This is a genomic window from Zhihengliuella salsuginis (assembly GCF_014651715.1).
Taxonomy (GTDB): domain Bacteria; phylum Actinomycetota; class Actinomycetes; order Actinomycetales; family Micrococcaceae; genus Zhihengliuella; species Zhihengliuella salsuginis.
In genome coordinates this window covers 1-13,123 of record NZ_BMXK01000016.1, presented here as the reverse complement: position 1 = coordinate 13,123, position 13,123 = coordinate 1, and the positions used below count along the sequence as shown (strand labels likewise).

Sequence of the window (13,123 nt, the reverse complement as noted above, 5' to 3'; positions counted from 1 at the left end):
CGGACTGACATGCGCCGCCTCGCTTCGACGACGCAGGACGACCGGCTCCCCGTCGACTAATCCATGTGGACTATCTGCACGAGGTTGCCGCACGTGTCGTCGAAGACCGCCGTAGTAGCCGGCCCCATGGTCAACGGATCCTGCGTGAACTCGACACCGCGGGCCGTGAGGCGGTCGAACTCGGCGGCAACGTCGTCGACGGCGAACGAGACAACCGGGATGCCCTCCGCCGCGAGCGCCTGCTGATACCGACGCGCAGCGGGGTGGCGGTTGGGCTCGAGCAATACCTCCGGCCCGTCCTGCACGTCCGGTGCGACGACGGTGAGCCACCGGTCGGCACCGAGAGGGATGTCGTGTCGCTTCACGAAACCGAGGGTGTCCGTGTAGAAGGCGAGCGCCTCAGCCTGATCCTCAACGTAGACGCTCAACTGGTGGATTCTCATGATGCTCCTCCGGGGGTTTCGGGCCTCAGCCACCGCGTGGCAAGCGGCTCGAGGGGTTCGGTGTTCAGGTCGTGGAACTTGTAGCGGCCGCTGCGGCGGGTGCGGACCAGCTCCGCATCCTCGAGGACCGCCAAGTGCTGACTGACCCCCTGCCGGGACAAATCGAGCCCGTGCTTGGAGACCAGACGCGTACACAGCTCGAACAGCGTCTGCCCGTCGCGCTCGACGAGTTCGTCCAGGATGCAGCGACGGGTCGAGTCCGCCAGGGCCTTGAAAACGTCGCCTGCCATGACTCGGACAATATGCAAGCAATTACTTGCCTGTCAAGGCCTGGCGTTCATCGATACCTGTGCCGTACGGCCGGTACCCGACATGCGGCGGAAGCACATGGCCGTCCTGGCAAACCGCTCCGGCAGCCGTCCATGCTGACCGCTCCAGTGGCGCGCCGGAACTACTGGAGCTCGAAGACGGCGACGTTGGACTCGCGATTTCCGAGCTTCGCCTCGAACACGTAGGTGCCCGGCCGCGGCTTCGCCGCCACAGTCTGGCATCCGGGGGCGCTGCGCACGCGCTCCCACGTGAACCGGGCGGTCTCCTCCTGCCCCGGCTCCATGGTGATGTCGAGGTCAGCCGGGTCCGCGACGCAGTCAGCGGTCGAGAAGATGCGGTCGTCGCCGCTCTTGACCAGGAACTCCTGCTGGCCCGTGCCGACGTTCACCTCGCAGTCGAATTCGCCCGTGTTCTGCACCGTCATGACCAGCACCGGGTTGTCCTCGGGGCCGTGCTGACGCTGCTCGGTGGAGGCCTTCACGACGACGTCGCCTGGCTGGCAGCTCGTGGGCTCCTCGCTGGTGCTGGGGCTTGCCGAGCCGCTCGCGCTGGCATCGGCTGACGGCGTCCCGTTCGCGGCGGCGTCGCCCGACTCTCCCGCCGGCGACGTGGGCGCGCCCGCCGTGTCCGGCGCCGTCATGGCACGGAAGGCGCCGACCGCGGCGATGGATCCCCAGGCGACGAGACCGACCGCGACGAGCATCGCGATCAGCACGACCAGGCGCCGGCGGCGGAGGACGGCCGGGCTGGGACGACGACGTGGGGTTGCCATGGAGCAAGCGTATAGCCGTGCGGGCGGTGAGCGCGTCAACGCGCGCCGCGCTACGGTATTCGGGTGCCGAAGACAACCGAGATCCCCGCACCCGCCGCTCTGCACCACCTGCACACCCGCGTGACGGGCTGGTTCGACGAGCACGGCCGCGACCTGCCCTGGCGGCGTCCCGAGGCCGGCCCCTGGGGTGTCATGGTCAGCGAGTACATGCTGCAGCAGACGCCCGTGGTGCGCGTGCTGCCCGTCTGGAACGAATGGATGGACCGCTGGCCGACGCCGGCCGACCTCGCCTCCGAACCATCCGGCGAGGCACTGCGCGCGTGGGGCAAACTCGGATACCCGCGCCGCGCACTGCGCCTGCACGCCGCGGCGCAGCGGATCGTCGAGGATCACGACGGCGAGGTCCCCGGCACCTACGATCAGCTCATCTCCCTGCCAGGCGTCGGCGAGTACACCGCCGCAGCGATCGCGTGCTTCGCCTTCGGTGCCCCGGAGGTCGTGGTCGACACCAACATCCGGCGCGTCCACGCGCGGGCCGTCACCGGCAACGCCCTGCCCGAACCCTCCTACACGGCAGCCGAGTCACGCCTGGCGAGCGGACTCATGCCGCCGCGCGACGCGGCAGACCCGCGCCTGCCCGGCCCCTGGGGCAAGTACGACGACGGCGCCCTCGCGTGCCGCTGGAACGCTGCGGTCATGGAACTGGGTGCACTGGTGTGCACCGCGCGGAATCCGAAGTGCGACGCCTGCCCGCTGGCCTCGACCTGCGCTTGGATCGCGGCCGGTCAACCGGCACCGCATTACACGCCGAAGGGCCAGCCGTGGGCGGGCACCGACCGCCAGGTGCGCGGCGCGTTCATGGCGGTGCTGCGCCGGGCCGAGGACCCGGTGGGCCGGGAGGAACTGGTGCGCGCCGACGTCGTGCTGGCGACGGAGGCGAAGGCCGACCAGCTGGAGCGCTGCCTGGCATCGCTGCTCGCGGACGGGCTCGCGCACGAGGGCGATCACGGGATCGCGCTGCCGCACTGACCACGGGGTCGGCCCCGCGCGGGGGCGCGGAGCACGTAATAATCCGACGTCGACCGCGTCCTCGGAGCGCGCCTGACGCGGATCTGCCACTCAGGCGAATTTCCGGGCGTAGATTAAACAACCCGGCAATCAGCGTGTGATCCGCGCAACTCTATGCTCGGAGGCGGTCTTTACGCCCCAACCGTGACGGAAACAGGAGAATGATGACCAGCACCGCGGACAGGACGCTCGCCAAGTCCCTCGGAAACATCGACGCGCTCGCACTCGGATTCGGTGCCATGATCGGTTTCGGCTGGGTGGTGCTGACGGGCGGCTGGCTCGAAAGCGCCGGAACGCTCGGCGCCGCGGCCGCGATGGTCGTCGGCGGAGGCATCATGGCCGTCGTCGGCCTGACCTACGCCGAGCTCACGGGCGCCATGCCGAAGGCCGGCGGCGAGCACAACTTCATCCTGCGAGCGCTCGGCCCGCGCCCCTCCTTCATCGGCTCCTGGGCCATCACGGGCGGCTACGTCACGATCGTGGCCTTCGAAGCCGTCGCCTTCCCGCGCACCGTCGAGTACATCTTCCCGGGAATGAGCCTGATCCCCCTGTGGACGGTCGCCGGATTCGAGGTCAACCTGACGTGGGCCCTCGTGGGTGTGGCCGCAGCCATCGCCCTGACGTGGATCAACATCCGCGGCGTCAAGCAGGCTGGTGTGGTCCAAACCTTCACGGTCCTGTTCCTGATGGTCATCGGTCTGCTCCTGATCTTCGGCTCGTTCACGGGCGGCGAGGCCCAGAACATGGAGCCGCTGTTCGGCGGCGGCATGGCCGGATTCTTCGCCGTGCTGGTCGCCATCCCATTCCTCTTCATCGGATTCGACGTCATCCCGCAGGCCGCCGAGGAGATCAACATGTCGGCCCGCAAGATCGGCAAGCTCGTGGTCATCTCGGTCGGCATGGCCACCGTCTGGTACGTCATGGTCATCCTCACGACGTCGACCGCGATGCCCGCCGCGAGCCTAGCCACCGCGGATATCGCGACGGCGGACGCCTTCGGGGCCCTGTTCAATTCGGACCTCATGGCGAAGATCATGATCGCCGGTGGCATCGCCGGAATCCTGACGTCGTGGAACTCGCTGCTGCTCGGCGCCTCGCGGCTCGTCTACTCCCTCGCCCGCAGTGGCATGCTCCCGGCGTGGTTCGGGGAACTGCACCCGAAGTACCGCACACCGCACCGGGCCCTGCTGGCCATCGGCGTAGTGTCGATGATCGCCCCGTTCTTCGGCGCGCAGATGCTGGGTTGGCTCGTGGATTCCGGCGCCCCGAGCATCATCGTCGCCTACTTCCTGGTCTCCGTGACGTTCCTGGTGCTGCGCCGGCGCGAACCCGGCATGGACCGCCCGCTGCGCATCGGCGGCTCCGGCCGCATCGGCGAAGTCGCCGGCTGGGCCTCCGTGGTTCTGACAGCCGCGCTCTTCAGCCTGTACATGCCGGGGATGCCCGCGTCCCTGTCCTGGGAGCCGTGGATCATCTTCGCCGCGTGGTGGGTGCTCGGCGCGGTGTTCTTCGTCCGCGTACCTGCAGGCATCGCACCGGGAGTCGACGCGGAGGAGAAGGTCCTCGCGGCGGTACGCTCGCGCCGCTGAGCCCCCGGCCCCGCAGGTGAGGTGGCCGTCACACCTGGGCTAGGCTTCCAGCTGGACCGCCACAGAAGGAGGCTGCTGACCGGATGGACGTACTCGACGCCCTCGAGCGGCGCATCGCCGCCGCCCTGCAGCTCAACCCCCGGGCCTCCTGGCGGACGGTGGCCCAGGCTCTCGACGAGAACGAGCGCACGATCGCCCGCCACGGTACGGACCTGCTGGCCAGCGGCCGCATCGCCGCCGTGGGGATCCGCTCCCGGTCGGCGTCGCTGCTGGTGCGGGCGCGGTGCGCCCCGGGCTCCGCGCCGGTCACCGCCGAGGCGCTGGCGACGCGGGCGGATTCGAGCTTCTCCTACATGGTGACCGGCTCCACCGACGTCGTTGCCGAGATCCTCACCACCCGCGACCGGCTGGCGCACCTGGTCTCCATCGAGCTCGCGACGACGCCCGGCATAGCGCACGCCGAGACGCTGCCCGTGTTGAAGTACTTCCGGACCATCCGCTCATGGCGCATCGGCGCGCTCACCCGGCACGAGGTGGAGAGCCTGCTCGGATCGCGCCCCGTGCGCGACGAGGGGTCCCTGGCCGACCTGGCGCTCTCCGCCCAGGACCAGGACATCGCCGACTGCCTCGTCGCCAACGCGCGCATGAGCTACGAGGAGATCGCCCGCCGCGCCGGAGTCTCGGAGACGACGGCGCGGCGCCGGGTCGACTGGATTCTGCGCAACGACGGCGTTCAACTGCGCCTGCTCGTCGAACCGGCTGCCGTGGGGCTCCCCCTCGAGGCGCTCGTCTGGTTGCGGATCGCGCCAGGGAAGATCGATGGGATCGGCGAATCGCTGCGGCGCGACAGCCGGGTCCGATACGCGGCGGCGCTGGCCGGCAGCTCCCAGATCGTCGTCGACGTGACCCTGCCGACAGGCGAGGAACTCTACCGGTTCGTCACCGAGTCCGAGTGGGCGTCCGGCGTCGACTCATTCGACATCACCATGGTGGTGCGCGCCCGCAAACGCGGTGGTCGTCTCAACGCCCCCTCCGTCACCTGAAACGTCGCGCGCGACCCGCGCGTAGTCCGTCGCCGCCTCGAAGACGCGAGCGACGCGCAGCAGCTGGGGATCACGGTAGTGGAACGCCGACAGCTGGACGCCCGTCGGGAGCCCGGACTCGCTGAAGCCGGCCGGCATCGCGACAGTAGGCAGTCCCGTCGCGGAGACGAGGCACGCCGACCGCATCCAATCGAGGTAGGTCTGCGACTCCACGCCGGCCACCTGCTCGGGGTAGCGGATCGACGCGTCGAAGGGCAGTACCTGCGCACCGGGGGTGAGGAACAGGTCGAACGTCTGGAAGTAGGCGCGGACCCGCTCCTGCAGCCGCGTCGCCGCCGCCGTCGTCTCGAGAAGGTCCCGGGCGCTCAGCGCCCACCCCTTCTCGACGTTCCAGACGACCTCCGGCTTCACGAGTTCGCGCTTGGAGTCGACGAGACCGCCGAGCCCGGACGCGAAGTCCATGGCGCGGGTGTCGCCGAAGACCCGGTCCGCCTCGGAGAGGTCGATTGTCGCCTCCTCGACCGTGGCGCCCAGAGACACGAAGACCGCCACCGCGCGGTCCAGCGCCGCGAGCATGGGCGTCTCGACGGGCACCCCCAGCCCGAAGTCCCGGCTGACGCCGATCCGCACCCCGCGCAAGTCGGCCGGAGCCTCGCCGCCGAAAGCGGAGGCCTCGAGTGGGGCTTGGAGCTGCAGTTCCGGGGCCGGCCCGCTCGTCGCGCGCATGAACAGCTCGAGGTCCTGAACCGTCCGTGCCATGGGGCCGACCCGGCCGAGCCAGGCCCAGGCGTTCCGCTCGCTCGGCATCGGAATCACCCCGAGTGACGGGCGGAAACCGAACACATTGCAGAACGACGCAGGGATCCTCACGGAGCCTCCCATGTCGCTCCCTTCACCGAGGGGCTGGATGCGCGCGGCCAGCGCGGCCGCCAACCCGCCGCTGGAGCCGCCGGCGCTGCGTGTCCGGTCATAGGGGTTCACCGTGGTGCCGAAGACCTCGTTGAACGTGTGGGACCCCGCACCGAACTCCGGCACGTTCGACTTGCCGGTCGCGACGACTCCGGCGGCGCGCAGCCTCGCGATGATCAGGTCGTCGCGCTCCGGGACGTGGTCGGCGAACGCGGGCGACCCGTTCGTCGACCGCATCCGGGCGACCTGATGGGTGTCCTTGTGTGTCATGGGCAATCCATGCAGAAGGCCCGCGGGCCCTGACTCCGCGAACCGGCGGTCCGCCGCCGTTGCCCGCTCCATGGCCCCTTCGGCATCGAGGGTGACAATCGCGTTGAGGCCGGCATTCACCGCGTCGATGCGGTCGAGGTGGGCTCGCGTCAGTTCCCGCGAGGACAGTTCCCCGGCGGCGAGCAGGCCCGTGAGTTCGGTGGCGGACTTCTCGTGCAGGTCGGTCATGGTTTCTCCTAGCGTCGGCGGGCCGGCAGGCGGCGACACCGCCGGCTGCGCATCCATCTACACCGAGTGTGTTCGAGCTCACTCGCACTGGGAAGCCGGGGCGCCGAATTCACAGCCCGTGGCGGATTTCGACGAGTTGTCGTCCGAATCCGCCATTCATTGAACCGGCCCGCAGCGGGTGTGAATGTTATGGACATCACATTTTCCGTGCTTCGGAAGGACTCTCCATGAGCAGCACACCAGCGGCCGCCGCCGCGAGCGGCGCCTCCACGGACATCGCCGCCGTGGCGAACTCGCCGATCCTCTGGATCTTCGCTCTCGGCGTCTTCGCCGTGATCTTCGTTCAGACCGCGATCTACATGAAGGCGGCGCGCACGGCGGGAACCTCGGTCGGTCTCGACAACCGCGATCTGACGCGGGCCCTGCGTTCCGGTGCCATCTCCTCGGTGGGCCCGTCGCTCGCGGTCGTGATCGTGGCGATCGCGCTGCTCGCGCTCTTCGGAACGCCCGCGGTTCTGGTCCGAATCGGGCTCATCGGCTCCGTCTCGACCGAGGTCGCCTCCGCGACTATCGCCTCCGGCGCGCTCGGCGCCGACCTCGGCGGCCCCGACTACACGCAGACGGTCTACGCGGTGGCGTTCATCGCGATGAGCCTGAGCGGCGGCGCCTGGATGCTGGCAACGCTGCTTCTGACGCCGATCATGAAGCGCGGCGGCAACAAACTCGCCGAGGTCAACCCGGCGGCGATGGCGCTGATCCCCGGGGCCGCGCTACTCGGTGCCTTCTCCACACTGACCGTCGCCGAGCTGCCGAAGTCCGGTCTGGGTGCCATCACGGTCGCCGTCTCCACCTTCGTCATGGCCGGCCTGCTGTTCGCAGCGAAGAAATTGAACGCCGGCTGGCTCAAGGAATGGGCGCTCGGCATCTCCATCATCGTCGCCCTGACGTTCGCCTACTTCGCCCACACGGCCACCGTCGCCTGACGAGACCGCTAGAGAAGGAAATCCCATGACCTCCACCATCACGGACAGCCCTGCCGGCATGCAGGCATTCGAACGCACGACGTCGCGCTGGGGCCGGCTCACCATGCTGGCCGGCCTGATCATCTCCTTGGCCGGACCGCTCTACGTGGCCCTCTTCATGGACGTCGGCGTGACCGTCGCGCACATCGTCACGGCCTACACGGCCGTCGCCGCGACGTTCCTGGTCTTCGCCGTCGTCGAACCCGTCACCTACTTCCCGATCCTCGGCCAGGCCGCCATGTACCAGGCGTTCATGATCGGCAACATCTCGAACAAGCTGCTGCCGGCGGCCATCTGCGCCCAGAGCCGGATCGACGCCAAGCCGGGCAGCAAGCAGGGCGACCTGGCAGCCGTCATGGGCATCTGCGGCGCTGCGATCGTCCACCTGACCTCGCTGCTCGTCTTCGTGGGCATCTTCGGAACCTGGCTGCTCAGCGCCATCCCGGAGTCGGTCACCGAGGTCGCCCGCATGTACATCCTCCCGGCGATCGTCGGCGCCGTCCTCGTCCAGGCGATCGCGAGCGTCAACCAGCTGCGCCCGACGCTGATCTCGCTCGCGGCCGCGGTCGTCGTCGTCTTCGCCGTGATCCCCGCCGTGCCGGCGCTCACGCACTTCGGCACCGCCCTCGGGGTCGTCGCCACAGTCCTGGTCTCCTGGTTCGCCCGCAAACGCGCCTGTTGAAAGAGAGCACGGGGTGGAGGCGGCGCGACTCGCCTGTGACCCGACCGCGTAATATCCCCCGGCCGGGGCGAAAGATGCCGATAATGAAGAGATGAGCCCCGGGCAGAACGTGCTCTCCTTCACGGAGACGATCGCCAAGCGCCGGACCACGAAGCGGGTCGGCGTCTTCCGGCGCCGGAGCGCGGTCGTTCTGACGCAGAAGATCTGGAACATCCAGGTCGACGGAATGCCCCTGCAGGAGTGGATCCGCGACTGGTCGGGCGCCCAGGACATGCCGGCCGAGATGGCCGATCTCCGCTCGTCCTTTCCCGCAGCCGGCCTGCTGCGCATCGACCACCTGCTGGGGCTGGAACAGGGTCCCGGGCCGCAGCGCGTGGGCCTGCTGTTCTGCCCGATCTGCCGCAACGAGGCCTGCGGGTACCTCTCCTGCGAACTGCACGTCGAGGAGGACGCCGTCACCTGGACCCGCTTCGGGTGGGAGGACACGGTCGCCGGCTCCGACCGCACCACCCCGATCGCCGGCGCGGAAACGCTCTCGTTCGACCGGCAGGACTACCGGGCGACGCTGCTGGCGCTGCGCCAGCAGATCTCACCGGCCGAAGCCTCCGCCTCGGTCTAGTCCCGCCCCGGCCTAGCGGAGCAGGCGGGCCTTGAGCTCCTTCACCCGGGCATGGATGTCGTCGCGGACGAGCTCCATGCGCTCGCGCCCCTCGATCCCGCGCAGGCTCGGCTCGTCGGTTTCCCAGCGTTCGATCTCCACGCCGTCGACCGGTTCGACCTGCGCCTCGCCGCCCAGGATCACCACGAGCCCGGCAGCACGCATGTTCTCGGCGGTCAGCGGCTTCGGCACCTCGGCACGGATGTCGACACCGGCGTCGAGGAGCACCTCGGCGGAGAGGGCGTTGATCTTCTCGGCGGGCCTGGTCCCGGCGCTCGTGACGACGATGTCACCGCCGGCCTCACGCTTCATCAGGCCGGCGGCCATCTGGGACTTGCCGCCGTTCTTGGAGCAGACGAACAGGACCGCGGGCTTCTTGCTCATGTGGGCTCTCCTCTTCTTCTCAGGCGTTCGCGCCGAACGCGCTCAGCGCGCCGGCCAGTTCGTCGAGCGCCCCGGGCACCACCGAGTAGTACGCCCAGACCCCGCGCTTCTCGCGGGTGACCAGGCCGGCGTCGACCAGGATCTTCAGGTGGTGGGAGACGGTGGGCTGGCCGAGGTCGAGCGGACCGGTCAGGTCGCACACGCACGCCTCGCCCGAGTCGCCGGCGGCCACGAGCGAGAGCAGGCGCAACCGGTTCGGGTCGGCGAGCGCCTTGAACCGAGCGGCCAGCGCCGCCGAGTCGCCGCCGCTCAGGCCGTCCTGGCCGTCGGCCGGCACGCAGCACGCGTCGTCGATGGCCGCCCCGGGCGTCTCTACCAGCGCTTCCGCCATGGCCTCTCCTCTTCACGCGCCGGGGCGAGCCCGGCAAAGATTGACAGTTGTCGATGCATCACATCATACTCAATACATCGACGAACGTCGATACCTACCGTCGGACCACCCACCGCGGCCCCACCCGCGTCAGGAGCACCCCCGTGGAGACTACCGCCCTCCCCGCCACGTCCAGCGATCTCAACCACCACGACGACGCGGCGCTGCCCGTCGCGGTGATCGGAGCCGGGCCGATCGGCCTGGCGACGGCCGCCCACCTGCTGGAGCGCGGGGTCGCCGTCGTCGTCCTGGAGGCCGGGCCGGCCGTCGGCGCCACGGTGTCCCAGTGGGGCCACACCAAGACGTTCTCCACCTGGCAGTACAACATCGACGCCGCCGCGCGCCGACTGCTGGACTCGGCCGGCTGGGAGGCGCCGAACCCGAAGCGGCTGCCGACCGGCGCCGACCTCGTGGAGCAGTACCTCGCCCCGCTCGCGGCGACCGGGCCGATCGCGGACATCCTGCACCTGAACCACCGCGTCACGGGCGTCTCGCGGGCCGGAGCCGACGGGCGGGGCCTGGACAAGACGCACTCGCGCGGCCGGGACGCCTCGCCGTTCCTCGTGCGCATCGCCGCCACCACGCCGGAACCCCGCGGTAATGCGGCCGGGCCGGGCGCCGGCGTCGTGGTGAAGAACCTCTACGCACGGGCCGTGGTCGATGCCTCCGGGACCTGGGAGCAGCCCAACCCGGTGGGCCCGGCGGGCCTGCAGGCGACCGGCGAACGCGAGGCGCGGGCGGCCGGGCTCATCACGTCGGCGCTGCCGGACGTGCTCGGCGCCGACCGCGAACGGTTCGCGGGCCGGCACACGCTGGTCGTCGGCGCCGGCCACTCGGCGGCGAACACGCTGCTCCTGCTCGGGCGGCTGGCCGACCAGCAGCCGGGCACGCGCGTGACGTGGGCGCTGCGCAGCGCGGACCCTGAGCGGGTCTACGGCGGCGGCGACAAGGACGGCCTCCCGGCCCGCGGGGCGCTGGGAATGCGCTTGAAGAACATGGTGGAGACGGGCCGGATCGAACTGCGCACCTCCTTCAGCGTGGCCGAGACGGAACCCGCCGGCGGCCGCCTGACCGTCCGGGGGCGCACGCCGGCCGGCGGGGCCGAGCTGACGGTCGACGCACTCGTGCCGGCGACCGGCTTCCGCCCCGACCTGGACGTGCTGCGCGAGCTGCGGCTCGAACTCGACCCCGCCGTCGAGGCGCCCCGCGAGCTCGGGCCGCTCATCGACCCCGAGTTCCACAGCTGCGGCACCGTCGAACCGCACGGGGCGCGCCTGCTCGCGCACCCGGAGAAGGACTTCTACATCGTCGGCATGAAGAGCTACGGGCGCGCACCCACCTTCCTCATGGCCACCGGCTACGAGCAGGTCCGCTCGATCGCCGCGGCACTGGCCGGGGACCCGGCGAGCGCGGACCGCCTCGAGCTCGAGCTGCCGGAGACCGGCGTCTGCTCGGCGGGCGCCGGCAGCAACTGCGACGTACCCGCTCCCGCCGCGGAGGCCACGGACGGCGGCGGAGCCGACTCCTGCTGCACCGCCCCGGAGCCGGCACTCATCGGGATCCCGACGGGCCTGGCCCACGGGCGGCAGGGGCCTGCATAGCCCCATGAGGCACAGCACCGTACATTGACATCCATCGATGGATGACGCGAAGATTGACGCAAACATGCATCGATGATCATCGATACAAGATTCGGAGAACCACCCGTGGCCCAGACCGGCACCCGCACCCCCGCCCCGCCGAGGGAGGACACCGCGCACATCGTCGCGAAGCTGTCCACCCTCGACCGCTTCCTTCCCGTCTGGATCATCGCCGCCATGGCGTTGGGGCTCGGGCTGGGCGCGGTAGTCCCGGGCTTCGGCGAGGCCCTCGAATCGGTGACGATCGCCGGCGTCTCCCTGCCGATCGCGATCGGCCTGCTGGTCATGATGTACCCCGTGCTCGCGAAGGTCCGCTACAACGAGACCCAGCGCGTGATCGGCGACAAGAAGCTCATGATCACCTCGCTGGTGATCAACTGGGTGCTGGCGCCCGCCTTCATGTTCGTGCTCGCCTGGATCTTCCTCGCCGACCTCCCGGAGTACCGCACCGGCCTGATCATCGTGGGCCTGGCCCGCTGCATCGCCATGGTGCTGATCTGGAACGACCTGGCCTGCGGCGACCGCGAGGCGGCGGCCGTGCTCGTGGCGATCAACTCGGTGTTCCAGGTCTTCATGTTCGGCGCCCTCGGCTGGTTCTACCTCCAGCTGCTCCCGTCCTGGCTCGGACTGCCGACGACGAGCGCCGAGTTCTCCGTCTGGGCCATCACCCTCTCCGTGCTGGTCTTCCTCGGCATCCCGCTGATCGCCGGCTTCCTGACCCGCACGCTCGGCGAGCGCGCCCGCGGCCGCGAATGGTACGAATCGACGTTCCTCCCGAAGATCGGCCCATGGGCCCTGTACGGTCTGCTCTTCACGATCGTCGTGCTCTTCGCCCTCCAAGGCGAGCAGGTCACGGGCCGGCCGCTCGACGTCGTGCGCATCGCCCTCCCACTGATCGTTTACTTCCTCGTCACCTTCTTCGCCTCGATGTTGATCGGGCATGCGCTTAGGCTCGGCTACGAGCGCACCACCACGCTCGCTTTCACAGCATCGGGCAACAACTTCGAGCTGGCCATCGCCGTGGCGATCGCCACCTTCGGCGCGACGAGCGGCCAGGCCCTGGCCGGCGTCGTCGGGCCGCTCATCGAGGTCCCGATCCTGGTCGCCCTCGTCTATGTGGCCCTGTGGTCCCGTAAGTTCTTCACGGCCCGCCCCTCCCTGACCGAAAGGAACCGACCATGACCGCCAGCAAGCCGTCCGTCCTGTTCGTCTGCGTCCACAACGCCGGGCGCTCCCAGATGGCTGCGGCCTTCCTGACCACCCTGGCCGGGGACCGGGTCGAGGTCCGCTCGGCGGGCTCGGCGCCTGCCGAATCGGTGAACCCGGCCGCGGTGGAGGCCATGGCCGAGCTCGGCATCGACATGTCCGCCGAGGTCCCGAAGGTGCTGACCACCGACGCGGTCTCCGCCTCCGACGTCGTGATCACGATGGGCTGCGGCGACGAGTGCCCGTACTTCCCGGGCAAGCGCTACGAAGACTGGAAACTGGAGGACCCGGCGGGCCGGGGCGTCGACTCCGTGCGCCCGATCCGCGACGAGATCAAGGGGCGCATCGAAGAACTGATCGCGTCCCTGGCCCCCGCTGCCCCCTAGGAGACTGCTGAACTAATCGCAGGGTTTAAGGCGCGTCTGCTGGACTTTGCTGCTGGGACATTA

The 13,123-nt window shown here is 69.7% G+C and carries 15 protein-coding genes; 9 read left to right on the top strand and 6 right to left on the bottom strand.

Annotation, left to right across the window (positions count from 1 at the left end):
- Positions 1-56: 56 nt before the first annotated feature.
- The 3 genes from IE069_RS14630 to IE069_RS14620 form a co-directional block, all read right to left on the bottom strand.
- Positions 57-443 (bottom strand): VOC family protein, encoded by a 387-nt coding sequence (locus IE069_RS14630; RefSeq protein WP_189351419.1) that lies wholly within the window; start codon positions 441-443, stop codon positions 57-59.
- Complete coding sequence (locus tag IE069_RS14625; protein WP_189351418.1) at positions 440-733, bottom strand: ArsR/SmtB family transcription factor; 294 nt, start codon at positions 731-733, stop codon at positions 440-442. Before IE069_RS14625 ends, IE069_RS14630 begins: the two co-directional genes overlap by 4 nt.
- 161 nt (positions 734-894) lie before the next feature.
- Positions 895-1,545 carry a hypothetical protein gene (locus IE069_RS14620; protein ID WP_189351417.1) on the bottom strand — a complete coding sequence of 217 codons (651 nt, stop codon included), beginning with the start codon at positions 1,543-1,545 and terminating at the stop codon, positions 895-897.
- A 63-nt stretch (positions 1,546-1,608) separates the two neighbouring features.
- On the opposite strand from IE069_RS14620, the gene IE069_RS14615 reads away from it, so the two are divergent.
- The 3 genes from IE069_RS14615 (at position 1,609) to IE069_RS14605 (ending at position 5,245) form a co-directional block, all read left to right on the top strand.
- Positions 1,609-2,574, top strand: coding sequence for an iron-sulfur binding domain-containing protein (locus IE069_RS14615; RefSeq protein ID WP_373287827.1), 966 nt, complete (start codon positions 1,609-1,611; stop codon positions 2,572-2,574).
- A gap of 200 nt (positions 2,575-2,774) precedes the next feature.
- Positions 2,775-4,202: an APC family permease gene (locus IE069_RS14610; protein ID WP_189351416.1), complete on the top strand. Its 1,428-nt coding sequence runs from the start codon at positions 2,775-2,777 to the stop codon at positions 4,200-4,202.
- Positions 4,203-4,285: 83 nt separating this feature from the next.
- Positions 4,286-5,245 (top strand): Lrp/AsnC family transcriptional regulator, encoded by a 960-nt coding sequence (locus tag IE069_RS14605; RefSeq protein ID WP_189351415.1) that lies wholly within the window; start codon positions 4,286-4,288, stop codon positions 5,243-5,245.
- On the opposite strand, the gene IE069_RS14600 is transcribed toward IE069_RS14605, so the two are convergent.
- Positions 5,174-6,652, bottom strand: a complete 1,479-nt coding sequence (locus IE069_RS14600; RefSeq protein ID WP_189351414.1) for an amidase — start codon at positions 6,650-6,652, stop codon at positions 5,174-5,176. The genes IE069_RS14605 and IE069_RS14600 overlap by 72 nt on opposite strands.
- A gap of 227 nt (positions 6,653-6,879) precedes the next feature.
- Between IE069_RS14600 and IE069_RS14595 the strand changes: the two genes are divergently transcribed.
- From IE069_RS14595 to IE069_RS14585, 3 genes are all read left to right on the top strand, one after another.
- Positions 6,880-7,635 carry a DUF5058 family protein gene (locus IE069_RS14595; RefSeq protein WP_189351413.1) on the top strand — a complete coding sequence of 252 codons (756 nt, stop codon included), beginning with the start codon at positions 6,880-6,882 and terminating at the stop codon, positions 7,633-7,635.
- Between the two features lie 25 nt (positions 7,636-7,660).
- Complete coding sequence (locus tag IE069_RS14590) at positions 7,661-8,356, top strand: hypothetical protein (protein WP_189351412.1); 696 nt, start codon at positions 7,661-7,663, stop codon at positions 8,354-8,356.
- Between the two features lie 91 nt (positions 8,357-8,447).
- A complete protein-coding gene (locus IE069_RS14585; protein WP_189351411.1) occupies positions 8,448-8,975 on the top strand; it encodes a hypothetical protein in 528 nt (175 codons plus the stop codon).
- 12 nt (positions 8,976-8,987) lie between these two features.
- Here IE069_RS14585 and IE069_RS14580 read toward each other — a convergent pair whose 3' ends face one another.
- The gene (locus tag IE069_RS14580; RefSeq protein WP_189351409.1) at positions 8,988-9,398 is read right to left on the bottom strand and encodes an arsenate-mycothiol transferase ArsC; all 411 of its coding nucleotides are present in this window, start codon (positions 9,396-9,398) and stop codon (positions 8,988-8,990) included.
- A gap of 19 nt (positions 9,399-9,417) precedes the next feature.
- Entirely contained in the window at positions 9,418-9,789 is a 372-nt protein-coding gene (locus tag IE069_RS14575; protein WP_189351408.1) for an ArsR/SmtB family transcription factor, read from the bottom strand.
- A 143-nt stretch (positions 9,790-9,932) separates the two neighbouring features.
- On the opposite strand from IE069_RS14575, the gene IE069_RS14570 reads away from it, so the two are divergent.
- The 3 genes from IE069_RS14570 to IE069_RS14560 all read left to right on the top strand — a co-directional run bounded on the left by IE069_RS14570 (position 9,933) and on the right by IE069_RS14560 (position 13,060).
- Complete coding sequence (locus IE069_RS14570; RefSeq protein ID WP_229791186.1) at positions 9,933-11,429, top strand: FAD-dependent oxidoreductase; 1,497 nt, start codon at positions 9,933-9,935, stop codon at positions 11,427-11,429.
- Between the two features lie 105 nt (positions 11,430-11,534).
- A complete protein-coding gene (gene arsB / locus IE069_RS14565) occupies positions 11,535-12,650 on the top strand; it encodes an ACR3 family arsenite efflux transporter (protein ID WP_268245181.1) in 1,116 nt (371 codons plus the stop codon).
- Complete coding sequence (locus tag IE069_RS14560; protein ID WP_189351402.1) at positions 12,647-13,060, top strand: arsenate reductase ArsC; 414 nt, start codon at positions 12,647-12,649, stop codon at positions 13,058-13,060. The genes arsB and IE069_RS14560 overlap by 4 nt, the downstream gene beginning before the upstream one ends.
- Positions 13,061-13,123 lie beyond the last annotated feature (63 nt).

What these genes read in the sequence shown, in the direction of transcription:
- IE069_RS14630 (WP_189351419.1), bottom strand. Translation starts at nt 443, where the DNA reads ATGAGAATCCACCAGTTGAGCGTCTACGTTGAGGATCAGGCTGAGGCG.
- IE069_RS14625 (WP_189351418.1), bottom strand. Translation starts at nt 733, where the DNA reads ATGGCAGGCGACGTTTTCAAGGCCCTGGCGGACTCGACCCGTCGCTGC.
- IE069_RS14620 (WP_189351417.1), bottom strand. Translation starts at nt 1,545, where the DNA reads ATGGCAACCCCACGTCGTCGTCCCAGCCCGGCCGTCCTCCGCCGCCGG.
- IE069_RS14610 (WP_189351416.1), top strand. Translation starts at nt 2,775, where the DNA reads ATGATGACCAGCACCGCGGACAGGACGCTCGCCAAGTCCCTCGGAAAC.
- IE069_RS14605 (WP_189351415.1), top strand. Translation starts at nt 4,286, where the DNA reads ATGGACGTACTCGACGCCCTCGAGCGGCGCATCGCCGCCGCCCTGCAG.
- IE069_RS14600 (WP_189351414.1), bottom strand. Translation starts at nt 6,652, where the DNA reads ATGACCGACCTGCACGAGAAGTCCGCCACCGAACTCACGGGCCTGCTC.
- IE069_RS14595 (WP_189351413.1), top strand. Translation starts at nt 6,880, where the DNA reads ATGAGCAGCACACCAGCGGCCGCCGCCGCGAGCGGCGCCTCCACGGAC.
- IE069_RS14590 (WP_189351412.1), top strand. Translation starts at nt 7,661, where the DNA reads ATGACCTCCACCATCACGGACAGCCCTGCCGGCATGCAGGCATTCGAA.
- IE069_RS14585 (WP_189351411.1), top strand. Translation starts at nt 8,448, where the DNA reads ATGAGCCCCGGGCAGAACGTGCTCTCCTTCACGGAGACGATCGCCAAG.
- IE069_RS14580 (WP_189351409.1), bottom strand. Translation starts at nt 9,398, where the DNA reads ATGAGCAAGAAGCCCGCGGTCCTGTTCGTCTGCTCCAAGAACGGCGGC.
- IE069_RS14575 (WP_189351408.1), bottom strand. Translation starts at nt 9,789, where the DNA reads ATGGCGGAAGCGCTGGTAGAGACGCCCGGGGCGGCCATCGACGACGCG.
- IE069_RS14560 (WP_189351402.1), top strand. Translation starts at nt 12,647, where the DNA reads ATGACCGCCAGCAAGCCGTCCGTCCTGTTCGTCTGCGTCCACAACGCC.